The sequence below is a fragment of the Chlamydia pecorum E58 genome (assembly GCF_000204135.1).
Taxonomy (GTDB): domain Bacteria; phylum Chlamydiota; class Chlamydiia; order Chlamydiales; family Chlamydiaceae; genus Chlamydia; species Chlamydia pecorum.
Window position 1 is genome coordinate 1,061,457 of sequence record NC_015408.1, and the last position, 24,165, is coordinate 1,085,621.

Below are 24,165 nucleotides of genomic sequence, written 5' to 3' on the forward strand. Positions count from 1 at the left end.
CTCCAACAAGTGATTTTTTAAGCGTCTACTACCATAGGACGAACATCAAGTCCTAAGCCTTGCATTTCTTTGATTAACACATTAAACGACTCAGGAGTTCCTGATCTTAAGAGATTCTCTCCCTTAACAATGGATTCATAAATCCTTGTCCTTCCGGAAACATCATCAGATTTTACTGTTAAAATTTCCTGAAGTAAGTGAGCCACGCCATAAGCTTCCAAGGCCCAAACCTCCATTTCTCCAAATCTCTGTCCTCCCATCTGAGCTTTTCCACCCAAAGGTTGTTGTGTAACTAAAGAGTATGGCCCAATAGACCTTGCGTGAATCTTATCCGCAATTAAGTGGCTAAGTTTTAACATATAAATATAACCGATAACAACTCTATTATCGAATCGTTCACCGGTCTTTCCATCATACAAGAAAGACTTTCCATCTGCAGGAAGCCCCTGCTCTATCATCATATCCCAGATGCGACTCTCAGGAAATCCTTCAAATACTGGGGTCTTCACATAAATTCCTGCAGTTTTCGCTGCATAACCTAAGTGCGTCTCTAATACTTGCCCGAGGTTCATCCTAGAAGGCACCCCAAGAGGATTGAGAATCATTTGAACGGTTTCACCATTGGAAAGATATGGCATATCTGCTTCTGGAACAATTTTCGATACCACACCCTTATTTCCATGGCGCCCAGCCATTTTATCTCCGACTTGCAGTTTACGCTTTGAAGCAACATAGACTTTCACCTGGCGAATTACACCATGATCAAGGTCTGCATCTCCTTCACGAATGTGCTCAATCTCAGTTTTATAATTTACTTCTAAACTTTGTAATGCTGTTTCATAGTCAGACAACATTCCCTTCAAAACATCGTAGATCTCACATGGAGGCATAAGAAGATCAACTAAAGCCTCCTTCTCAAGAATCTCTATGATCTCCTGATCAAAAATCGTTCCTTCGTGAACCAACACATCTGCTGTGCGACGATGAATAATGGCAGCTGGAGCTTTTTCATTAAATAAAAGAGCCCCAATCTTTTCGCGATATTCGGTTTTAAGTGCGGCAACTTGATTTTTATAGTTTTTCTGCAAGTCCTTAAGATGTACAGCCTCTTCAATAAGCTCATCATCGCTTTTCGACAATCTATCTTTGCGACTAAAGACTTTTACATCCATGACAACGCCTTCAGTCCCTGGAGGCACTGTAAGAGAAGCGTCTTTCACATCTGCAGCTTTTTCTCCAAAAATAGCCCTAAGCAACCGCTCCTCTGGAGCTAATTCTGTTTCAGATTTTGGAGTGATTTTTCCAACTAAAATATCTCCAGGCTTCACTTCCGCGCCAATACGGATAATCCCATCCTCACCAAGATTCGCCAAAATCTCTTCGGACACATTAGGAATATCTCTAGTGATCTCTTCCTTACCTAGCTTTGTATCACGAGCGGTTAACTCAAACTCTTCAATGTAAATCGAAGTATAAGCATCATTTTTAATGAGCTTTTCAGAGATAATAATCGCATCTTCGAAGTTGTATCCATACCAGGGCATGAATGCAACCAGAACATTTTTCCCCAAAGCAAGCTCTCCACGATCCGTAGCTGGTCCATCTGCTATTACATCCCCTTTGGTCACAACGTCACCGACAGAACACAAAGGCCTTTGATTAATACACGTCCCAGAATTAGATCTTAAGAACTTTTTCAGATGGTACGTACGCTTAATTGTCGGATTATACTTTGCTGCAACAACAACCTTATATCCGTCAACATACTCAACCACGCCATCCTCCTCTACGACGACGATAGCCCCGGAATCTTTCGCTGCACGCGCTTCTAATCCAGTACCAACTATTGGCGTTTCTGTTTTTAACAAAGGCACTGCTTGCCTCTGCATGTTTGATCCCATCAAGGCTCGGTTCGCGTCATCATGCTCTAAGAAGGGAATTAAGCCAGTAACGATAGATACCAGCTGCTTAGGAGAAACATCCATATGCGTGACTGTAGACGTATCTGCTTCAAAAGCTTCCCCACGATAACGAGCCCAACACAAAGGCTCTGTGAACATATTAAATTCATCTAAACTTGCAGAAGCCTGAGCTATTACGCACTCCTCTTCTACATTGGCTGCCATATATTCAATTTCATCTGTCACAACTCCGTCACGCACGATACGATACGGAGTTTCAATAAATCCAAACTCATTAATTTTCGCAAAGGCAGAAAGAGAAGAAATCAAACCAATATTTGGCCCTTCTGGAGTTTCAATAGGGCAAATACGTCCGTAATGACTAGAGTGAACGTCTCGGACTTCAAATCCTGCACGCTCTCTATTCAACCCTCCAGGTCCTAAAGCAGATAAACGACGCTTGTGAGTAAGCTCTGCTACAGGGTTAGTTTGATCCATAAATTGAGATAGCTGAGAGCGCCCAAAAAAATCTTTAAGTACGCTTGCAAGCCCTTTTGCAGAAACAACTTTTCCAGGGGTCAAAGTATCAGAAGAAAAATCGAAAAGATTCATTCTCTCTCGAACAATCTTTTCCATTCTAGCTAAACCAGCACGGCACTGATTTTGGATAAGCTCACCCACAGAACGAACACGCCGGTTTGCTAAGTGGTCAATATCATCTACCGTAGCCTTTTCATCACCCATTTTCAAACGAATTAAGTACTTCAAGGCACCGATAACATCTTCTTTCCGCAAAGTTACCTGAGAGAGCGTCTCATCATCTATAGGAAAACCTAGCTTGCAATTTAGCTTATACCGCCCTACACGACCTAAATTATACCGTTTAGGATCAAAAAATAATCGCATGATCGTAGATCGTGCATTAGCAAGAGTTGCAGGCTCACCTGGGCGTAATCTACGATAAAAATCTTTAAGAGCAGATTCGTAGGAGTCCGTTGGATCTTTTGCCAACATCTTGATGATAGGGTGATTTTCATCTGCTCCTACAGCAATTTTTAAGGAAGCTATGCCTGCATCTAACATACGCTTAAGCATAGCTGTACTGAGTTTTTCTCCAGCCTTGCCATAAACAAGAGAAGAGGTCTCATCAATAACATTATCAGCTAAAACTTTCCCAACAAGAAGTGTAAAGTCTTTTTCACTTCTTAAAGAGTTTTCCTCAATTTGGAAAAATTCTTCTATGATATCAGCGTCAGAAGAGTAGCCCAAAGCTCTTATGAAGGTCATAGCCAAGATCTTTCTTCGTCGCTTTTTCCTATCAATATGAATATAGATAAGATCGTTGACATCAAAAATAGCTTCTAACCAACTTCCTCTATAAGGAATGATTCTAAAGGAAAATAGAATACTTCCTTTAGAGTGCTTTTCTTGCTCAAAATTGATTCCAGGAGAACGATGCACCTGAGAAACCACAACCCGCTCAGCACCGTTAATAATAAAAGTTCCTTTATCAGTCATTATGGGAATTGTTCCCATATAGACCTCTTCTTCTTTAATCCCAGTTTCATCTGTAAGACGAAAACGAACTTTCAAAGTTACACTATAAGTAATTCCCCTACGAATACATTCTTCAGGAGAATACTTAGGCACACCTAAATTATAAGAAAGGTATTCTAAAATTGTAGCTTCATTGTAGGATTTAATAGGGAAGATTTCTCTAAAGACTTCTTCTAAGCCAACATTCTCTCTTTCCTCTGCTAGCTTGCCAATCTGAAGAAATTGCTTATAAGATTTTATTTGAACTTCAATAAGGTTAGGAAGATCTAAGACATCTTCCTTCTGTTTAACACTGACCCGATGAGGGCTCTTGAACATGCTAGCTCTCCCTGCTATTTTAATACGACAAAACTTCCCTCACACAAGCTACTCACACAAACTTGTAAAAGGGAATACCATAACTTTATAGATGAAAAGAAACAAAACGAAAATTTTATGTTTTCGCTTTTATGCTACAGCCCCTTAAAAGAAGCTTTTGCTCCAGCCTCTTGCAGTTTCTTCACTGTTTCTTCAGCATCAAGCTTGGAAGTTTTTTCTTTGACGGTTTTTGGCAAGCCTTCAGTCATTTCTTTAGCTTCTTTTAAAGCCAAGCCGGTAATTTCCCGAACAACTTTTAACACACCAATTTTTTTATCCGCAGGAACATCTTCTAAAATTACAGCAAACTCTGTTGGCTCTGCAGAAGCAGCATCTCCCCCAGCAGCAGCACCCGCACCTGCAATAGCCATAACAGGAGCAGCAGCTGTAACATCCCATTTTTCTTCTAACAATTTTTTTAATTGAGACAACTCCAACACTGTTAAGTTGCTCAATGTCTCCACTAAAGTCTCCAAACTTTCTGTTGTCACTTTGTCACCCTATCTAAATTAAAAATTTAACCTTACTCTTGAGTTTTTTCTATTTTCTGCTCTACGCAAGAGAGAACTCCAGAAAGAGCACCCCCCATAACTCCAACAACTTGAGACATCGGAGCAGCAAGAATACCCACAACTTGTTGTCTGAGTTCTTTAAGAGATGGCAACTTCGCTATAGCTTCTACCTCTTCACCAGAAAGAAAAGCGTTATCTATTCTTCCGGAGAGAAAAACTAAAGAATCGCCATGCTGTTTATTAAAATCTAATACTTGCTTTGCAGCAGAAACAGCATCCTTGTAAGAAAAAACAACACCAAGATGCCCATCAGCATTAAAACAATCGTATTGCACTCCCTGAGACTCAAGGGCCTTAAAAAGAATCCTCTTTTTTAGCACTTCAAACTCTGCAGAAACTTCAAAGAGAGAGTTACGAAGCTCTCGAGCATATGCAGCTGTAAATCCAAGATATCTCAATACAATGAACCCCTGGGCTGCAGAAATTTTTTCCTCTACTTCCTGTAAAAGCAACTTTTTTTCTTCTTTCATTTTTCCTCTGAATGATTAAGACGCCATTAATTCCCTGGTGTCTATAGAAATCCCAGGTCCCATAGTAGAAGAAACAGTAAATGACACTAAATACTGCCCTTTAGCTGCGGGAGGTTTAGCTTTAATTAAAGCATGACAAAAAGCTTCGATATTCTCTTTAATTTGAGCACTGTCAAAAGAAAGCTTCCCTACGCCAGCATTACATACGCCAGCACGATCTGCTTTAAACTCAATCTTTCCTTTTCGTAGCTCAGAAATAGCCTTAACAACATCGACTGTTACAGTTCCAGCTTTAGGGGTAGGCATAAGATTTCTTGGCCCCAAAATTTTCCCCAGCTTTCCTACTTCCCGCATCATATCCGGGGTCGCAACAGCAACATCAAAGTCTAACCATCCATTCTTTATTTGCTCAATAATCTCATCACTACCCACAAAATCAGCTCCTGCAGCTACAGCTTCCTTCGCCTTCTCTCCTGCGGCAAAAACCAAAATCTTTAAGGTCTTTCCCGTTCCATTTGGAAGGAAAACAGCACCACGGATTTGTTGATCGCTTTTCTTTGGATCAATACCTAATTTTACAGAGATATCTACAGTTTGATCAAAACGAACAGAAGGACACTGCTTCAAAATATCAATAGCCTCTGCCAAAGAATATGATTTTGAAAAATCATAACTTTTTAAGATGCCTTGTATGCGCTTTCCATGCTTGGTCATAATTATACAACTCTAACTCTAAAATAGTTACTCTACTTCTACACCCATACTTCGGGCTGTGCCTTCTACCATTCGTCTCGCAGACTCAGGAAGAAGGATGTCCATATCTTTCATCTTTTGTTCTGCAATCGCAGCAACCTGAGCTTGAGTTAATTTTCCCACCTTATTTCTATTAGGAATTTTAGAACCAGACTCTAAATTTAAAGCTTTTTTAATTAGAGAAGACACTGGAGGTTGCTTTGTGATAAAGGTAAAAGTTTTATCAGAATATACGGTAATCACAACTGGAAGAAGATCTCCAGGACGATCTTGGGTTGCAGCATTAAACTCTTTGCAAAATCCCATAATATTTACCCCTGCAGCACCCAAAGCTGGTCCAATAGGCGGCGCTGGGTTTGCCTTTCCTCCGGGAATTTGCAATTTAATTATTTTGATTACCTTTTTATTCGACATACTGAACCCTACTTGCGTTGATACTCCTCTAAACCTAGAGGAAAAAAACGAAAAACTAAAATTATAAGAAGATAGCCATTAAGAATACACTGGTTTTGTTGTATTTATTCAGATTCTTGCCCTAAAGCAACCTCTTCGACCTGCCAAAACTCCAAATCATCGACCCGTGTTTCTCTACCAAAAATAGAAACCATCACACTCAATCTTCCTTTATCATGGAAAACTTCGGAAACGACTCCAATAAAGTTTACAAACACTCCGTCATTAATTTTGACTCTAGATCCCACCTCAAACTTATGCTTCTGCACAACTCCAGCTTTCTTTTCTTCCATATCCGTTAAAATATCTCTCACTTCATCTTCTGAAAGCGCTACGGGTTTGGCTCCACCAAGAAATTCTACAACACCAGCGGTACTTTTTACATACAACCAAGAGTCATCTGTAAGATGCATTTTAACAAGGAGATATCCCGGCCAAATGTACTTTTCAACAACCTTATGCTCACCCTTTTTAACCTCCATAACGTTTTCGCTGGGCAAAATAATTTCTTGTATAAATTCCGCCATTCCTGAGGATTCCTTAAAATCCTCTAAAGCTTTTTTCACTTTTTTTTCTTGAGCCGTAAAGACTTGGACGACATACCATTTAAACATGAACTAACCAAACAAAAAGCTTGTTATACTACCCATAAGCGTAAGCAGTTTACGAAGGGTAAGATCCACACAGTAAATAGAGAAACCAAAACCAAAAATACTTATCACAACGATTTTGGCATATTTTTTAAGATTTCTCTTGCTGATCCACTCTATTTTTTTTATTTCATCTAAAAAGCTTCCTGCTAATTTAGCTTGCTTCTTAGCCGTGGCTAACTTACGAGAAAGGGCTTCACGATGATTTTGCTGCTTCATAGGCCAACTTTACAACCATAAAACACTAACGAGTGCGGAGGGAGTCGAACCCCCGACCGGCGGCTTTGGAGGCCACTGCTCTACCAAACTAAGCTACACACCCAAGAGAGCAGGAGAAAGACTCAAAAAACCCTTCTCCACTCAATTTTATACACGCATACTAAGCAATGATTTTCGAGATAGTCCCAGCACCGATCGTTCGACCGCCTTCTCGAATAGCAAATCTCATCCCCTCTTCAAGAGCTACAGGACAGATAAGCTCTACATCAAGCTCAACATTATCCCCAGGCATAACCATTTCTACTCCCTCAGGAAGAGTTACAACACCTGTGACATCTGTAGTGCGGAAAAAGAACTGAGGTCTATATCCACTAAAGAACGGCTTATGACGACCACCCTCTTCTTTTTGCAAAACGTAAACAGCAGATTTGAATTTCGTGTGAGGTTTTACGCTATTTGGCAAGCAAACAACCATTCCTCTTTCAACATCATTTTTACCAATACCACGAAGCAAAAGACCAACGTTTTCTCCAGCGCGCCCCTCTGGAAGCTCTTTTCTAAACATTTCAACCCCAGTTACGATGGTCTCTTTAGTTTCTCCTAATCCCACAATTTGAACTTTATCAGAAACTTTAACAACACCACGCTCAATACGCCCAGTAACAACTGTACCACGACCGGAAATAGAGAAAACATCCTCAATAGGCATTAAGAAAGGTTTATCAACTTCTCTTTCTGGAGTAGGGATGTTATCATCAACCGCCTGCATTAATTCGCGAATTTTCTCAATATAGGAAGCATCTCCCTCCAAAGCTTTTAAAGCAGAACCTCGGATAATAGGACACCCTTTATACCCTTTTTCCTCAAGAAGCTCTGACAACTCCATTTCAACAAGATCTACAAGCTCTGCATCCTCAGGAGAAATCATATCAGTTTTGTTAAGGAAAACAACGATATAGGGAACACCAACTTGTCTCGCAAGAAGGATATGCTCTTTTGTTTGAGGCATAGCCCCATCTGTAGCAGACACAACCAAAATGGCCCCATCCATCTGAGCAGCACCTGTAATCATATTTTTTACATAATCTGCGTGACCTGGACAATCTACGTGAGCATAATGCCGATTAGGTGTTTCATATTCTACGTGAGATGCGTTAATGGTAATACCACGAGCCTTTTCCTCAGGGGTGTTGTCAATCGAACTATAATCGCGAAAATCTGCCAACCCATCACCTGAAAGCGCTCTCGTAATTGCTGCAGTTAGCGTAGTTTTTCCGTGGTCAACGTGCCCAATAGTCCCTATGTTAATGTGAGGCTTATTACGTTGAAAAGTTTCTTTCGACATCTCAGAATCCTCTTTAAAAAATTATTTTTTTATTCTAACCATTCCTTGCCCAGAATAGGAATTGAACCTACGACCGCTTGCTTACCATGCAAGTGCTCTACCACTGAGCTATCTGGGCTTGCTTTTCCACTTTTTACGGTTAGAAGAACCTCCCAGTCTATGTTACCTATTTTAAAACATCAATAGAAAACAGTTAACGATGCCTATAGACAACTCTAGCCTTTGTAAGATCATACGCAGACATTTCAACAGTAACACGGTCTCCCACCAGCAAGCGAATATTGCTCATACGCATTTTTCCACATAAATGAGCTGTAACTGACACGCCATTTTCGAGTAATACACGAAAATGCATTCCTGGGAGAAGTTCCTCCACCTTACCGTCAAGCACAATAGTATCTTCTTTTTTTGCCATTTATTTTAACAATCCTTAGGTTAAGCAAGGCGTTGGATATTGCTGACCTAGTAAACTCCTGTTCTCTAAAACCCCCTAAAAAACCCCCTAAAACTAGAGAACTTCTTCCTCGACCGCAAACGCGACAGCATTATATTCAACTTTTAGAAAAAGTCAAATCTCTATTCGTGACTAGCTGCGAGCATTATAACAAATATTATAAACCCAAGATAAATAGTTATTATTTACCAAGAAAAATATCTTATTTTTATTGTATGATTTTCTTTTTTTAGAGATTTGTTGTTGTTTTAATATGGCGATAACTTCTGCCTCTGAGATGCCAATTCCAGTGACCTCAGTGACCGCACCTGAGTCTCCTGTGCAAGAAACATCTCCTAAAGCTTCTTCTTTAATAGACTCTCTTCCTTCTTCTTCTCCTGGCCTAGTTTCTCATCTTTCTGCTGTCGCGCCTTTATCAATAAGGCCTTATGGCCACCCTAATACATGTATGGGCCGTCTAAAAACCACAGCAGAAACAATTAATCGGTTTTTAAGGGATAATTGGAAGTACATTTTACTTTACATCTTAGCCTGGGCTTTAATTGTGGCCTGTCATCACGCCGTTGCGATTACTTTAACAATTTGGCTTGGTATTGGGCTTGGTATTGGCTTGATTTTTGGAGTTTTTAGTGCAAATTGCTTAGATAGAGATAATAAAAACCCCAATATGAATAGTCTATGGAATCTTATCAATTATGGGTTGCAACAACTTGATCCTAATGGGACCCGACAAATTCTTCTTGCTACAATTATAGCTTCTATTTCCTCATTGATTTACGCGATCCCTCAGGCTGTGGGGTTTGTTATAGGGTTTAGTATAGGAAACCAAATTGGTATTACAGCGACCTATGGCCTTCGTTTTGGAGATGAGGCCAACTATGTTGCTGACAAGCAGGCTCATCAAAAAAAGATTAGAAAAATTAAAAAAGCGATCTATGAACGTCAATTATTTAAGCAGCAATTAATTTTACAAAAACAACTTCAACTTATTGCGTCTAAAGTCCTATCAGAAGAAGACAGGCAAAATATGTTTGATCCTCTGAACTCTCTACAACTAGGTATAAATATTCCTCTGCCTTACATATTTGACCTCCCTCCAGAAGAATGTAGCCGTACACATCTCCTGGACGATATTGATTTACTCATTGAGAGAACAAATCAGCAGTTGCTGTCGCTATCTCAACAGTACCTTCATTTACAACAAGAACCGGAAAGAATTATTGAGGAATAGCTTATGGAGTCAGTTTGCCCTCTTCAACATGCTGGCTGTTTAAAAAAGCAGCATGCGTTAATTCAAAAATTTTTTTCAAATTCTTGCAGTAAAGAGTTTCTTTATCAAAAGCTGATGGAGAAGCCCCTTCATCAAGGTATTTTTGATGAAAAACAGATAAAAAAGGAGAACCTTGTTCTTGGCTGCCAGAGCGATCTTTATCTCTATGAAGTATATGAAGAGGGGCGGTTATTTTTTTTTACGTATACTGAAGCTCTGATCTCCTCAGGAATTGCCAAGTTATTTTGTCACGTGTATTCAGGGGAGAATCCCTACACGATTTTAACGTGTAAGCCGATATTTTTTCAGCAGCTTAGCAAATATCTTTCTTTGGGGAGAATCACTGGAGGAGAATCTCTCTATCTCAAAATGAAGCAAATTGCTTGCCGTTATTTAAAAACGCCCTTACCGCTTAGCTAACAAGGATACCTCTTGCTTATCTTAGGAATTTTGTGCTACTATATTTACTTCTTTTCGGGGCAGTAGCTCAGCGGTTAGAGCTGCGGACTCATAACCCGTAGGTCACAGGTTCAAATCCTGTCTGCCCCACTTTATTTCCCCTAAACTCTTTAGTTAAATAAATTTTCTAATCGCTGCAGCCAATATTGGAGCTATTGATACTGTGTGTATGCAAGCTGAAGAGTTGTGTAATTTGACGGTATCTGTAACAAAAAGGCGCTCTAAAATACTATTTTCGATTTTCTGGATAGCGTCCCCTACAAACAAACCGTGGGTCACTGCTGCGACAACTTTCTTCGCTCCTAACTGTTTACATAAGCTTGCGGCTTCAACTAAAGTATTTGCTGTGGAGCATAAGTCATCAATGATGAGAACATTGGGACGAGAGATGTCTCCTATTAAGGTCATGCGCACATCAAAGGGATTGATGCGTTCCTTTTTAATGACAGCAAACTGTGTATCTAGAAATTTCGCCATTCTCTCTGCAATTTTGATACTTCCAATATCTGGAGCAACCACGATACTATCTTTTCCGATAAGAGTTTTAATGGGCTCTTGGAACAGCTCTTGGCAATGAATATGATCCACGTTGGTTTCGAAAAATCCTTCTATCTGATCAGAGTGAAGATCACATGTAATGAGGTTGGTAATCCCAGCAGTAGAAAGCATCTTTGCAATAAGTTTCGCTGTGATTGGAGTTCCTGGTTTATTTTTCCGATCTTGACGGCAATAACCAAGATAGGGAATCACTGCTGTGATACTCTTTGCTGAGGATCTTTTTATCGCATCGATAATGATAAGCAATTCACAAAGGAAATGATTTGGCTCCCCAACGATAGATTGCACAATAAACACATGATTCCCTCGAACCTCCTCAAGAATTTCTATACAAATTTCCCTGTCAGGGAATTGTATGATTTCCATTCTTCCGAGATCTATGTGTAGCTCCCGACAAAGATCTTGAGCAAGCTTTACGTTAGAAGAACCTGAAAATATTATGGGAAGATCTTTCATATGGTTTTTAAGACCTCCAAAAATGTGTAAGCAAACCGATAGATTTCATAAAAGGAGGTGTATAGAGGAGATGGTGCGACCCTCAAAATATTTGGAGATCTAAAATCACAAGTGATCCCCAATCTCTCTAATTTCCTTAAGATCTCCTCGCTACGGCTACATTTTATTCGTAAAGAGAGTTGACATCCTCTGAGTTCTGGTTCTTTTGGGGTAATCATATCAAAATGCGTCCCTCTGGCATTTTCTAGTAACGTATATAAAAATGCCGTTTGTTTCTTTGATTTTTCTCTTATATTTTCCATCCCAGCCTCTTCAAATACCTCCAAAGCAGCAATCAAAGGTAGCTTTGCAAGAATCGATGGTGTACTAACTTGCCAGCTGGAAGCCCCTCCATAAGGGACAAACTCTTTTGGAAAATAAAATCGCGTGTTAGGATCATTCCCCCACCATCCGCTAAAACGTACAAATTGCTGATGGTGATGTGAAGCATGCACATAGGCAATTCCTGGCCCTCCTGGCCCTCCACATAGGTATTTGTAAGAGCAGCCTACAGCAAAATCTCCTCCTAAATCATGGAGACTTAGTGGAATATTTCCAGCAGCATGGGCAAGATCATAACCCACGCAGCAGCCTGCTTCCTTTGCATATCGCGTAATCTCATCAACTTTCAGAACTTGCCCTGATAAAAAATTTACGCAATTTAAAAATACAAGCGCAATTTCCTCTCCCTGTTTTTTAATCACTCTCAGGAAATCCTCCTCCTGCACTAGATGTTCTCCAGGTCGAGGCTCTATAAGAATTAATCCTTCTTCTTTCTTATGGAAGCGAAGATGACTCTTGATTGCATAAAGATCTGAGGGAAACGCTGGCCCATCTATTAGGATTTTATACCTCATCTTTGTAGGCCGATAAAACGAAATTAAAAGCATATGTAAATTTACCGTCAGACTATTCATCAAGGTAACTTCGTTAGACTCTGCACCTAGGATCTTTGAGAGAGGCCTTACTATAGGTTCCTCTAGAGAGTTATACCAATTCCCTTCCCCTTCAAACCATCCTCTAGCTCCAAGCTCTGACCAACGCTGTAGCTGCTCTTCTAACTTCTGAGAAGCTGCTTTTGCAGGAAGGCCTAGAGAGTTGCTACAGAAATACAGTGCGCCAGGCTCTTTAGGAAGAGTAAAACACTCTTTAAATTTCTGTAAGGGATCCAGGCTATCTAGAGAGATAGCCTCATCATGATATTGTTTAAGCTTTTCTATCATGATCTTTTCCTAAGCTAACGAGGATCTATAGAACGAGCAAATAATGTAAGTTCTTCTAAAGGGGTCTTCTCTCCAATCTTTTCGACAAATGCCGATCCTACGACAAAGCCATCTGCACATTCCAAGGCTTCTTTAGCACTTTCACGATCTCCTATGCCAAACCCAGAGACAATAGGGATGGAGAAGTGCTGACGCATCCTTGAGATCTGCGTAGCAAAATCCTCTGCTAAATTGGCTCGGACCCCTGTCGTTCCCTTATGAGAGACATAATATAGAAAGCCACGAGCATACGTACTAATCTGAGATAAACGTTGATCACTACTCGATGGTGTCGCTAATAATATTGGAGCTAGACCTATGTTAAGAACCTCTAGCAAGAACGGGTCGATTTCATCATGAAAAGGAATAGGTAAGTCTACGATTAACACAGCATCGTATCCTACAGTTTTTAACTGTTGCAGATATTCCTTCCCTAATTGCAACAAAGGATTGAAATAACTAAAGAGTACAAGTGGAACTTCGGAGCTTTCTCTTATACGCCTTGCGATCTCTAAAATCATTGTAGAGTTAGCTCGGTTTTCTAAAGCTCTTTCATGAGCTTTTTGTATCACTGGACCATCTGCAACAGGATCAGAAAAAGGAAATCCTATTTCTAAAATATCCACACCTCCACGAATTAACGCTTGCGCGCAAGCGACGCTATAATCCAGTCCACCATCTCCTCCTGTTAAGTATCCAATGAATGGTTTCTTGTTCTTAAATGTCTCGTCTATTCTATGCATAATAACCTGATTCCATTAGATTTTTTACATGTAATAAATCCTTATCTCCTCTTCCGGATAAGTTCACAATAACGATACTCTCCTTAGGAAGCTTAGGAGCCATCCTTATTAAGCATGCTAAAGCATGCGAAGACTCTAAAGCAGGGATGATCCCTTCGGCCCTAGATAGCAAAGAAAATGCTTCTAGAGCCTCCTTATCTGTTGCTGTAGTGTAAGATGCCCTTCCAGATTCATAAAATTCTGCATGTACAGGACCTACAGAGGAATAATTCATCCCTGCAGAAATTGAATGTGTATTCAAAATTTGTCCTTCTTCATCCTGCAAAAGGTAAGAATAGAACCCATGAAATACCCCAGGACGTCCCTTAGCAAATCTTGCCGCATGTTTTCCTGTTTCGATTCCTAATCCTCCGGCTTCTACTCCGATCAATTTTACCCTCTCATCAGGAATGAAGTGATGGAAAAACCCAATCGCATTGGATCCCCCTCCAACACATGCAATTAAAACATCTGGAGAGCGCTCAGTATACTCCTGTAGCTGTGCCTTTACCTCAAAGCTAATAACTGACTGAAAACTTTGTACAATGTCAGGATATGGCGAGGGGCCAAGAGCAGAACCCAAGCAATAATGCGTGCTTTCAAAACTTTCCGCCCAACTCCGGAGAGCCTCATTTACGGCCTCTTTCAAAGATGCGGACCCTTGGGTGACAGAAATCACTGTTGCGCCTAAAACCTCCATTTTATCAACATTAGGTCGCTGTCTTTTAATATCTTCCTCTCCCATATAGATCTCACACTCAAGCCCAAAATAGGCACATGCCGTTGCTGTAGCTACACCATGTTGTCCTGCTCCTGTCTCCGCAATAACTCGTGTCTTTCCGAGATATTTTGCTAGTAGACACTGGCCAATGACATTATTGATTTTATGTGCTCCTGTGTGCAGAAGATCCTCTCTTTTTAAAAACACCCGAGGTCCATCAATCGCTTTAGCAAAATTTTTCACTTCCGTAAGTGGAGTGGGCCTTCCTGCATAATGCTTCAAGATCGAATCAAACTCTTCTTTAAATCCCCTATCCTCTTTTAAAGTCTCCCAGCTATTACTTAATTCTTGAATAGGACCCATCAGGATTTCTGGAACAAACTGTCCACCAAATGCATAAGGATGCTTCATATTTTCTCCTCTATATTGTTCGCTTCCTGAATAAACAACTTCACTAACTCAGGATCTTTTCTTGTTGTCTTAGGGATTTCCACCCCTGTGGCGACATCGACTCCTCCAGGTCGTAATACAGTAATGGCTTTCTTTATATTTCCAGGGTTCAACCCTCCTGCTAACATCCAAAAAGTATCGCTTGGTGGAGAAAAGGCTTCCCAGCAAAACGGAATTCCTGTTCCCCCTCCTGCAGTATCATATAGAGAAATTACTGAAGCAGGCAGGGGATACTTATGTTGTAAGCCACCATTTTCTCCTACAGTAACTGCATAAATAATCTTATACTCTCTTCTTAAAAGCTCTTTGAGAGCTCGTTTTGCTTCACTACCATGTAGCTGGACAACATCTATTCCTACATCCTCACATATACAAAAGATCTGCTCTTGAGTATGCTCTAAAAACACTCCCACAGGCTCTGCACCACACTCTCTGGCACTCTCAGAAATTTTCTTTGCCTCTTCTAAAGAAACCCTTCTCCTGGACCTTTCGGAAAAAATCATGCCAATATATGCCGCTCCTTGTCGTGCAGCATATTGTGCATCTTCGGGATGCGTAATGCCGCAAATTTTAACCTTCATCTTCCCCTTTTTCCCCTTGCATTTGCTTAATTAGCTGTGAAGGATTCTGAGCCTTTACTAGAGCCTCTCCGATTAATATCCCGTCACATCCCATCTTACGGATCTTCTCTGCCTGCATTGGATTATGGATTCCAGATTCTGCTACGGTAACAACCCCTTCAGGAATATAGGGATTTAGCTTCTCAGAAACCTCTAGATCGATGGTAAAACGTTTAAGATTACGATGATTCATCCCGATAATTTTTGCACCCGCCTCTAAGGCAAGCTCTAGCTCTGGAAGATCATGAACTTCTGTAAGTACGTCCAACCCTAGTCGCTGAGCATCCTGAAGAAGAGGCTTTAAATTACTTCCAACCACGCCCACGATTAAAAGAACAGCATGAGCACCGTAAAATACCGCTTCTGCAAGCTGGAGAGAATGCAAAATAAAATCCTTTCTTAAAATTGCCACCTCAGGGTAACTCTGGTTAAGAATTTTGGAGACCCTGTGCATATCCTTTAAGGATCCTCCAAACCCCTGCATATCGGTAAGTACAGAAATCGCTGAAGCCCCACCTTGGCAATACTGCAGAGCAAACTTTGCAGGGTCATCAATATGCCTTATTTTTCCACATGTTGGAGACTCTCTCTTTATTTCTCCTATGATAGATAAGCCTGGGCTCTTAAGCGCTTTGAGGAATCTCTCTTGACAGATATGTTCCTGATGCAAGATACGATTTAAGTGATGCTGGGGATCCCTTTGCGTATCTTGTATTAGCTGTTGTATCTCCCCCTTCTTACATGCGAGAAGGTTTTCCAAATAGTTCGCGAATTTCATCCTATCCTCTTTAGCTGTACGCGTTTTGAAAACTTCTTCCATTTTTGTAATACTTCTAAGGCCTCTCCGCTTATGAGCACATCATTAGCCACCTCTACACCCTCTTCTAACGTATTGGCCTTTCCAAAAATCCATAATGCTGCTCCTGCTCCTAACACTAAAGCATCTTGAACCGCACTCTTTTCTCCAGAAAATGCCTTTAGTAAAATCTGTGCGTTCTTTTGTGCATCTCCGCCTCTAAGCTCCTCCATAGTACAGGAAGAAAATCCTAAAGAATTCGGATGAATCTCTAGATAAGTCTTTTTCCCATGATGTATCTCATAACCCACGACTTTCCCTAAGGTCGTGAGCTCATCCAAACCGCTTCCATGAAAAAGAAATATCCTCTTGTTAAGAGACTGTACGCACACATCACTCATTAAATCTAAAACAGCCTCGCTAGCTACCCCAATTAACGCATATTCCGTATCTGCAGGGTTCAGAAGAGGCCCTAGAATATTAAAGACTGTCGGAAACTTGATGCCCCTACGTAGAGGAGCGAGCTTCTTCAATGAAGGATGATAGTTGGGGGCAAACATAAACCCAATCCCCACTTCCTGAACACAGGAGATAAACTCCTCCCTAGACATATTGATCTCTATCTCTAAAGCTTCTAAAACATCTGCAGACCCACTTTGACTAGAGACAGAACGATTTCCATGCTTCGCAATGGGAATACCACATGCTGCCGCAACGATGGCCGTTCCCGTAGAAAGATTCACAGTATTTGCTAAATCTCCCCCAGTCCCAACAATATCTAAAGAGGAAAAGGGAAGATGCACTGAAACCACAGCCTTCTGCAAAGAGGAGATCATCCCAGCAAGTTCATTTGGACCCTCCCCACGATATTTCAAAATAGAAAGCAACGCAGCAGTTTGATATGGATCTGCTCCATCTAACATGAGATTCATAGCAGACTCTGCCTCATCTCGTGTCAAATAAGCCCCTTGCATTACAGAACATAGATACGATTTTAGCACAAAACTCTCCCCTGGTGAGAACACCACATATTTTTTAAGCTATACACGCAGAATTTCTCACAATATGCGAGACTTCAACGCAGCTTACCTAAAAATCAAAAACACTAATTATGAACGAAAAAATTATCGGGCGGACGCCCACCAGAAAAAGTGGCATGCTCTAGACAAGGCACACTTACATGAGGAAAGAGAAAATACAGATGTTCTCATATTTAGTTTGTCTTTCTTAAAAATTCCTTAAAATTAGGATCTATTATTTTTAAAGCATTAGATCCTCGTGTAATTTGCGCAATGCTCACACCATATGCCTCAGAAATTTCACGCTGCGTCATATTTCCCTCTAACAGCGCCTTAACAATAACATATCGCGAAGCTATCGCTTCCCGCTCTCCATAAGTCAAAAACAACGAAAATAATGTCTCCAAAGATTCCGATTGAGAACACAACCTCACAAACGCATTCCAGCCATCTTCAACACTTTCTTTCGTCATCTCCTTCCTCCAGAAAATCTGCTGTAATGTTACAACATTACAGCAATATTTTCCAAGCCTTTTTTGATTTTATGCAAAGCTTTGATGTTTTATTCATGCAGAGATGGAGAATATTATACTAAAAGCCCTCTCCCCAGGGCTTTTTAAATAAACGTGCCGAATCTTGTTATTCTTGAAAGAGTGTTCTATGGGCGTACTTTTCTTTTTCCCAAGAAAGTTGTTTATCAGCGTAGTCTTTCCTCCACGCAAAGACTTCTTTTTTAAACTCTAGTTCCCTTTCACGAAGGTTTAATTCTTTCTCATGGCAATGATGTGAGCATTCCTCATTATAGGGCACTCTTTCAATAACAAGTTGTTGTGAAGCTACACCCTCTAAAGGCTCTACTAAAGATACAATTCTTTGGCAAGTCTCTAGCAATTTCTTCCCTGAAGATAAATATGAAAGCACCTGTAAGATTTTATGTGCGTCTTCACTATTTTCTTTACACAAAGCTAAAAGATCATCGCACAACTCTTGTCCATCTCCTATAAATCTCTGCAAGAGATTGTCCAATTCTGCTACCGAAGAACCTGTTTCTTCCTTTTCCTGAAGCAGAACTTCCTTCTCCTGTGCTATCCCCTCTTCTCCAAATAAATTCATGCTAGATGAGAACAAAGAACTCAAAATAAAAATATTAACAAAAAACTTTTTAATCATAAACTAAGCTTCCAAAAAAGAATTAAATAGAAATTAGGAAAGAAGAAGTATAGTGAAACAAAAATCAAAAAGCAATTGAAGCTAGGAGAAGAGACAAAAAAGGAGGGAAATATTTCCTATGGAGTTTTCCTAAAGCAATGTATGGACAACTCCATAGGGTAGTTTAAAAATTGATTTTTCCTCCAAAATTGGCGTTATAGTTTCTTGAGGAGCCTCGCAATTCAAAAGCAAGTTGGCTAAACATTTCGAATCCAGGGGAGAACTGGTAATGGTTTCCTACACGTAGTACCATGGCTTGCCTTGCGAAGTTTGCTGCATAAGTTGTCCAAAAGTCTCCGCTAACTAATAAGGTCGTTACGCATTCAGGGTTTTTTCGCACTATATCCACGATATATATCAATGTGACATCGTATGCTGAGGGATGGTGCTCGGATTCTTTTTGGAACGTTATTCCTATAGGAAGAGAAAGGTTCAAAAGATCGCTTTTCTTAAAGCTTCGTGCATCTGCATTTTTCTCTTGAAAACTCTGTCTCCAAGCATAAACGCATTGTAATTTCATAAAAGGTAAGAGTTCTCGAAATGGATATATTTCGGAAAGCCCAAAGGCTGACTTACCTCCAAATGAAAGCGCACAGCAGTGGTTTCCCCATGAGCCTTGAACTGTAGACCCTGTTGCATAAGAGGTTTTCATTTCATTGCTCGTATATAAATAGCTCGCATGGCCTGAGAGCACTACAGGAAGATCCAAAGCTAATTTGGCATACACAAAGCTTTTCTCATGCTCATAATACAGAGCACCTCCATAAATTGTACCTTGGTTTTTCGTAGAGACATAATCCTTATCTCTTCCGAAAAGCTGACAAAACGCCATACTAAATACATCTTCAGATAACGCCTGTCCGCTAGCTCCTAATACATACCCTGCAGCGATATGCCTAAATCCAAGACGGGATGACGTTCGATCTTTATGCATAAAGTTCGAAAATCCTGCTCCCCAAAACTCTAGATTACCTAGCTCTGCTTGAACACTGGATTCCATAAGCTCTTGCAGAGCACGTACGTCTGAAAATGTTGCCCACAAACTATTTGGCACATAAAACCCTTTCCTTGTAGGGCTCGGAGTGTATCCCGTTTTATTCCAAGTAAACTTTGCTTTAGATTCACTTTGTGCACTACTTGTCCAGTTTATACTCCACGTTCCCTGATACCCATAATGTGTCTCTGGAACACCCAAAGAAACAGAAGGTGTAGGTTGTGTCACGCTCCCTGAAGCTTTTAAAGTAAATAGTTCACGATCTAAAGTCTTGCTAAGATCATGGTTTTCATAATACGTCCCTGTAGTATCTACAAGCTGAATAGGACCAGAAAGAGTTAAGTTATTCGTATTACTATTCGCTTGTATCACTGCAGGATTCGAACTTTGAGAATTCAAATTGATTGCAAGATCTGTTAATGTGATATTTCCATTTGCTACTAATGTTGTTCCAACATCCATTAGGAGCTGAGATCCAGATTGCTGGGTGAATGCTTCTGTTGTTAAAGTCACTCCAGATTTTAATGCTAATGTTCCTGCAGCTAAGGTCACCGGTTGTGTGATCGTAGACTTTACATTCCCGTTAACAACCTCCGCAGCAGATAGCTGTTCCCCAGAAAAAACAATCGTTCCCTTATACTGAATCCCAGATCCATTAGTATCTGAAGCATTAATCGTTAATGTTGGAGTTGTTGTTGTGGGAGGCGGGGATGTTGTTCCATTTTCCATAGTCACAGGATCATAGAAAAATATGGAACATCCTTCAGCAGCGCGTAAGTTTGTAAAAGTCCCTCCAGCACCTATACTAATAGCATTTCTTGTAACTGTCGGTGTACTGCCAGGTGTATTGATTGTATTCCCTGCAAAGGTAATATCTCCATAATCTGCAGATAAGGAAATCTTTCCTCCAGCCTCTATAGCTATCGCTCCTCCTTTAGGAGTTGTTCCCCCAACCACAGTATTTTTGCTAAATACAGTAGGGCCTCCCGAAGAAAGCGTTAAGCTCTGAGCAAAAATCGCCCCACCACTTGTTGTAGAAGAGTTTTCACTAAAAATTAGGTTCTTATTCCCTTTCAGATTAATACTAGAAGTAGCTCCAGAACCTCCTCCCCCGCTTCCTAAACCACCACTGGAGCCTGTGCTTGCTTTATATCCACAGATTGCCCCTCCGGAATTTTGTCCTGAAGTGCTCGCTGTTGTTCCTGTAACTTGATTTCCTAGAAAAGAGACAGATACATTGTCTGCAATTAAAATCTCCCCAGAAGAACCTAAAGCTCCTCCAGAAGCTACAGAACTGTTCTCTGAAAAGACAACATCTCCTGAGTTTTTAGAAATTTCTATCTTATTCGAAGCAAAAACCGCCCCACCCTGTTTCTTAGAACTGTTTTTAATAAATTCTATAGATTCTTTCGTTACTGCTATCGTTATGCCTCCGGCTTTTATGGCGCCTCCATCCTCCTCTGAGGAGTTCTCTTGAAAGACGACTCTTGTGTTCCCTGTGATATCTAGTGTATTAGAAACATTGATAGCACTAGATGCCCCTGTTCCTGCCGTGCCGGAAGCTGGAGAGCGCACGAAAGAAAGTACAGAAAATCCTGAGAAAGTCACAGACTGATTTGCTGCCGTACTAGAGATTGCCGAGGAAACCGCAGAGAATTTTAAATCCCGGAAAAGGAACGAAAACCCCTGTCCCAGGAATGCTAAAGAGCCATTAGTGTTGCTAAAGCAACTTTTTGTCCCAGATCCTGACGATCCTGCACCTATACTAGAGACATTATAGATCGATATGGAATCTTTAAAGAGATAGGATGTTCCTTCAGCATTTGAAGATTCTCTAGGTGCGAATACACCTCCCTGGGAACCCTCAAAACTATCTTGAGATGTTAAAACTACTTGATCTGGAGCAGCAAATGCAATGGAGTTAAATGTGATAACCAATGAAGAGACAATCCCAGGGAAAGAGACTTTCATGTACGTGCTCCTCTTACTAAGACATGAAGTTCTTTCTTAAATACAAAAAGGATCTAAAGAAAGCAAGTCAGCATCAATCTTCACGCAAACAAGACAGTTCTCCGCTCAAGTCAGGATTTATCCACAAAAAAGGCCTTTCCTCTTAAAAAAGAGAAAAGGCCTCGCGATTCCTTAAAAAAAAGCAACCTAGAAAGTTACATCAAATCCAAAGTTTAAACTAAAGAGGTAAGAAGTTTCGCTGCATGCAGAAGAATCTCTACTATATAAATTTCTTCTTGATCCTAAACTTACTACAAGATCCCAGAGGAAACCTTTTGTAGCTTCACCTGTGTAAGAGAGCATAGCATCACTTTTTATCAGTGGAGCCCACTCCGTTGGGGAAATTACAGCAATAGTATCTCCGCCATAGGAAATCACAGTGTCTGCAAAGCTTTGCTTCAGTCCTAAAGTTATACTTGAATCCAAAGATAAAACATCTCGCCCACCAAAGAAAGCTAGCTTAATACATGTGCCTATAGGCAAGTCTATAGATCTGTAAAATGAGTCGCTAAATACACGACCTATCTCGAGAGAGGTTTCTTTAAAGCCCTGCTGAACAGTATTCACCCCCTGGAGCTTCACGTAAGCTGTTGGAACTAACCAAGGGATTGCTGCATGTGTAACTAGAAGTTCTGTTCCGATCTCTGCAAGAGCCCCAGAACTTTTCCAAGAGCCGATGTTATCACAATCAATGTAATATTCATTTACGATTGTGTTGGAAGAAGAGATCCCGATCGTCTTGCCAGAAAGTGTCACGACATAATGAACACCTTCATAGGGACTGATAGTAGCCAAAGCCCATCGCATTCCACAAGAGAAAAATCCTGACAACGAATATAACAAAGACTCAGGAATGTTCGCAGCTTGCCCAACAAGAACTCCTGAAATACCACTCAGCATAACACAAGAATCCTTAGGAGCAATAATAGAGCTGATTGCAGCTCCAACATTTCCTCGAGTGTAGTAGTCTCGTCTAAAATTCTGCATGTGCCCAGATTGGAACAAGTTCGCACTTATGCTAAAGCTTCTTCCAGAGCTATGACGTGGATCAAATTGCATGTCCAAATTATGAGACAAAGACATCATATCGTTGATGGTGTCCTGTAAACGTAATCCCACTAAAAAAGCTTTATAATTAGGGTTCTCCTTTCTTGGGCTGCGCTCAACAATCACAGCGCTCTCAAAAGAACTCTTAGATTTAGAATTTACAGGTATAATAGAGGTAACCTCATCACTTTTGGAAGCCCCTACATAAGGAAGGTCACTACCAAAAGACAAAAGATGAGTTAAAGAAAAAACTAATAAAAATGATATAAAACGATTCACAATAAACTATTAACGTCCAATGATTTAGAACGCCAAGAAACTATGAAATCTGAGAAAAATCCTGCAACAACTATTCTTAGGGTGACCTCTTTTCCGCATAGAAATACAGCAAAAAATTCCCTCTGAAAACACAATCTCGAGGTTCTTCTTTTCTTTAGAAAAAAAAAAATCGCGATAAAATCTTTTCAGTAAATTACTTATGGATTTTTGTTGTGCAACGACTTGCCTTGCCCACCAAAGGCAAACACATTAAGAGCTTTAGCATCATTGCAATACAGACAATAGAAAATAGACAGAGAGCACCACAAAGAACAAAAACAACTCTATAAGAGTAGTGGCAAAAAGATCCTATTTTTAGAATATTGAGGAGACGCCAAAACCAATCTATATACCTTGGAGGACGTTTCTTACTTAAAGATAATGTGTGAGTTTTCGAGGCTTTTTTTATAGGAACATGCAGAGAATTCTTACAAACTGGAGGAAATAAGTTGTTCGTCAACATAAAATCAACTAAAGGGGAAACGTCTTAAAAAATAGGCCCAAAAGTCTCAGCATAAATTTTATATCACCAATTTATATTTTTAAATGCCTCTCTCTTTGCATATCTTTTCTCTTTCTTTATGTTCGACAGAGCATTTTTTCCACTATAGTGGGTAACGAACCTTGTTGGGAAAAATCTTTATCAGACAAAGGTACACGTAACGTGGGGCTTGAAATGTAGCCTAAATGTGCTAGCATGTGCTTTATTGAAATCGGATTTGTAGCTTGCGCTAACCAAGAGGTAAGCTCCTGCCATAGTTCTTTTGGGAAAAAACTATGGACTACCTCATGAACTTCCTTAGCCCAAGCATTTGCAGCTACAGAAATTAATCCATATGCTCCGTGTGAGGCCATGTCATGCCATAACCCATCATCTCCACAAAACAATTTAAGATGAGGCGCGCACTGTTGATAACATAAGCCATTTTCTATAGATCCCCCGCTATCTTTCACTCCCCAGCAAAATTCATAATGAGCTACAGCCTTTAGGGTATCTATATGCAAGGGAGTCCCTGCACGAGAAGGGATGTTGTATAAAATTGCAGGAAGTTGTGTTTTCTTCAGAAGAGTTTCAAACCATAAAGTTTGTCCATACACGCCAGGTTTTGTATAAATAGGGCTAGTCAGTAAAAATCCCGAAATAGGATAACCATGGCACATGTCCATCCAAGCTAAGGAATCTTGAAGAGATACTCCTGGAATACCAATATATAACGGGCTATGCATATGTAAATCACATGCAAATCTTAAGACCTGTAGTTTCTCTTCTAAAGATAGTGAAAGGCTCTCTCCTGTACTACCTAGAAGAACTATACCATTATTTGCCTCCTCTTGAAGACGCAAGATTCTCCCCAAACTAGCAAAATCTATACGAAAATCCGGAAAAAACGGAGTCACAACAGCAGCTAGCATGCGCATCTTTT

General features: G+C 40.3%; 23 protein-coding genes and 3 tRNA genes. 3 read left to right on the forward strand and 23 right to left on the reverse strand.

The annotated features are described in order from the left end of the window. Positions 1–17 precede the first annotated feature (17 nt). The 11 genes from rpoB to infA form a co-directional block, all read right to left on the reverse strand. Positions 18–3,776, reverse strand: a complete 3,759-nt coding sequence (rpoB, locus tag G5S_RS04650) for a DNA-directed RNA polymerase subunit beta (protein WP_013713060.1) — start codon at positions 3,774–3,776, stop codon at positions 18–20. 134 nt (positions 3,777–3,910) lie between these two features. Next, positions 3,911–4,306 carry a 50S ribosomal protein L7/L12 gene (gene rplL / locus G5S_RS04655; protein ID WP_013713062.1) on the reverse strand — a complete coding sequence of 132 codons (396 nt, stop codon included), beginning with the start codon at positions 4,304–4,306 and terminating at the stop codon, positions 3,911–3,913. A gap of 32 nt (positions 4,307–4,338) precedes the next feature. Beyond that, positions 4,339–4,857: a 50S ribosomal protein L10 gene (gene rplJ / locus G5S_RS04660; protein WP_013713063.1), complete on the reverse strand. Its 519-nt coding sequence runs from the start codon at positions 4,855–4,857 to the stop codon at positions 4,339–4,341. Positions 4,858–4,872: 15 nt separating this feature from the next. Next, positions 4,873–5,571, reverse strand: coding sequence for a 50S ribosomal protein L1 (gene rplA / locus G5S_RS04665; protein WP_013713064.1), 699 nt, complete (start codon positions 5,569–5,571; stop codon positions 4,873–4,875). Positions 5,572–5,598: 27 nt separating this feature from the next. Continuing rightward, the gene (rplK, locus tag G5S_RS04670; RefSeq protein ID WP_013713065.1) at positions 5,599–6,024 is read right to left on the reverse strand and encodes a 50S ribosomal protein L11; all 426 of its coding nucleotides are present in this window, start codon (positions 6,022–6,024) and stop codon (positions 5,599–5,601) included. Between the two features lie 104 nt (positions 6,025–6,128). Next, a complete protein-coding gene (gene nusG, locus G5S_RS04675; protein ID WP_013713066.1) occupies positions 6,129–6,677 on the reverse strand; it encodes a transcription termination/antitermination protein NusG in 549 nt (182 codons plus the stop codon). 3 nt (positions 6,678–6,680) lie between these two features. Then, the gene (secE, locus tag G5S_RS04680; protein WP_013713067.1) at positions 6,681–6,932 is read right to left on the reverse strand and encodes a preprotein translocase subunit SecE; all 252 of its coding nucleotides are present in this window, start codon (positions 6,930–6,932) and stop codon (positions 6,681–6,683) included. 29 nt (positions 6,933–6,961) lie between these two features. Continuing rightward, a tRNA-Trp gene (locus G5S_RS04685) sits at positions 6,962–7,035 on the reverse strand. A gap of 57 nt (positions 7,036–7,092) precedes the next feature. Beyond that, the gene (tuf, locus tag G5S_RS04690; protein WP_013713068.1) at positions 7,093–8,277 is read right to left on the reverse strand and encodes an elongation factor Tu; all 1,185 of its coding nucleotides are present in this window, start codon (positions 8,275–8,277) and stop codon (positions 7,093–7,095) included. A gap of 46 nt (positions 8,278–8,323) precedes the next feature. After that, a tRNA-Thr gene (locus tag G5S_RS04695) sits at positions 8,324–8,395 on the reverse strand. A 75-nt stretch (positions 8,396–8,470) separates the two neighbouring features. After that, a complete protein-coding gene (infA, locus tag G5S_RS04700; RefSeq protein ID WP_013713069.1) occupies positions 8,471–8,692 on the reverse strand; it encodes a translation initiation factor IF-1 in 222 nt (73 codons plus the stop codon). A 292-nt stretch (positions 8,693–8,984) separates the two neighbouring features. Here infA and G5S_RS04705 point away from each other — a divergent pair, with 292 nt between their 5' ends. From G5S_RS04705 to G5S_RS04715, 3 genes are all read left to right on the forward strand, one after another. Next, positions 8,985–9,962, forward strand: a complete 978-nt coding sequence (locus G5S_RS04705; protein ID WP_041467048.1) for a hypothetical protein — start codon at positions 8,985–8,987, stop codon at positions 9,960–9,962. A gap of 3 nt (positions 9,963–9,965) precedes the next feature. Continuing rightward, on the forward strand, positions 9,966–10,421 hold the full coding sequence (locus G5S_RS04710; protein WP_013713071.1) for a SufE family protein: 456 nt from the start codon (positions 9,966–9,968) through the stop codon (positions 10,419–10,421). A 56-nt stretch (positions 10,422–10,477) separates the two neighbouring features. After that, positions 10,478–10,550 (forward strand) — tRNA-Ile (locus G5S_RS04715). 24 nt (positions 10,551–10,574) lie between these two features. Here the strand turns inward: G5S_RS04715 and G5S_RS04720 are convergent. The 12 genes from G5S_RS04720 to dapA all read right to left on the reverse strand — a co-directional run bounded on the left by G5S_RS04720 (position 10,575) and on the right by dapA (position 24,160). Continuing rightward, the gene (locus G5S_RS04720; protein WP_013713072.1) at positions 10,575–11,474 is read right to left on the reverse strand and encodes a ribose-phosphate diphosphokinase; all 900 of its coding nucleotides are present in this window, start codon (positions 11,472–11,474) and stop codon (positions 10,575–10,577) included. Then, positions 11,471–12,736 (reverse strand): kynureninase, encoded by a 1,266-nt coding sequence (gene kynU / locus G5S_RS04725; protein WP_013713073.1) that lies wholly within the window; start codon positions 12,734–12,736, stop codon positions 11,471–11,473. The genes G5S_RS04720 and kynU overlap by 4 nt, the downstream gene beginning before the upstream one ends. 14 nt (positions 12,737–12,750) lie before the next feature. Next, entirely contained in the window at positions 12,751–13,518 is a 768-nt protein-coding gene (trpA, locus tag G5S_RS04730) for a tryptophan synthase subunit alpha (RefSeq protein WP_013713074.1), read from the reverse strand. Further along, positions 13,511–14,689 (reverse strand): tryptophan synthase subunit beta, encoded by a 1,179-nt coding sequence (trpB, locus tag G5S_RS04735; protein ID WP_013713075.1) that lies wholly within the window; start codon positions 14,687–14,689, stop codon positions 13,511–13,513. Before trpB ends, trpA begins: the two co-directional genes overlap by 8 nt. Further along, positions 14,686–15,309 (reverse strand): phosphoribosylanthranilate isomerase, encoded by a 624-nt coding sequence (locus G5S_RS04740; protein ID WP_013713076.1) that lies wholly within the window; start codon positions 15,307–15,309, stop codon positions 14,686–14,688. Before G5S_RS04740 ends, trpB begins: the two co-directional genes overlap by 4 nt. Further along, on the reverse strand, positions 15,299–16,126 hold the full coding sequence (locus tag G5S_RS04745) for an indole-3-glycerol-phosphate synthase (RefSeq protein ID WP_013713077.1): 828 nt from the start codon (positions 16,124–16,126) through the stop codon (positions 15,299–15,301). The genes G5S_RS04740 and G5S_RS04745 overlap by 11 nt, the downstream gene beginning before the upstream one ends. Beyond that, positions 16,123–17,145, reverse strand: a complete 1,023-nt coding sequence (gene trpD, locus G5S_RS04750) for an anthranilate phosphoribosyltransferase (protein ID WP_013713078.1) — start codon at positions 17,143–17,145, stop codon at positions 16,123–16,125. Before trpD ends, G5S_RS04745 begins: the two co-directional genes overlap by 4 nt. A 212-nt stretch (positions 17,146–17,357) precedes the next feature. Continuing rightward, positions 17,358–17,636 (reverse strand): trp operon repressor, encoded by a 279-nt coding sequence (trpR, locus tag G5S_RS04755; protein ID WP_013713079.1) that lies wholly within the window; start codon positions 17,634–17,636, stop codon positions 17,358–17,360. Between the two features lie 166 nt (positions 17,637–17,802). Further along, a complete protein-coding gene (locus G5S_RS04760) occupies positions 17,803–18,333 on the reverse strand; it encodes a hypothetical protein (protein WP_013713080.1) in 531 nt (176 codons plus the stop codon). Between the two features lie 163 nt (positions 18,334–18,496). Beyond that, entirely contained in the window at positions 18,497–21,337 is a 2,841-nt protein-coding gene (locus G5S_RS04765; RefSeq protein ID WP_013713081.1) for a Pmp family polymorphic membrane protein autotransporter adhesin, read from the reverse strand. A 186-nt stretch (positions 21,338–21,523) separates the two neighbouring features. After that, a complete protein-coding gene (locus tag G5S_RS04770) occupies positions 21,524–22,702 on the reverse strand; it encodes a hypothetical protein (RefSeq protein ID WP_041467049.1) in 1,179 nt (392 codons plus the stop codon). A gap of 618 nt (positions 22,703–23,320) precedes the next feature. Continuing rightward, positions 23,321–24,160, reverse strand: coding sequence for a 4-hydroxy-tetrahydrodipicolinate synthase (dapA, locus tag G5S_RS04780; RefSeq protein WP_013713084.1), 840 nt, complete (start codon positions 24,158–24,160; stop codon positions 23,321–23,323). Between the last annotated feature and the right edge of the window lie 5 nt (positions 24,161–24,165).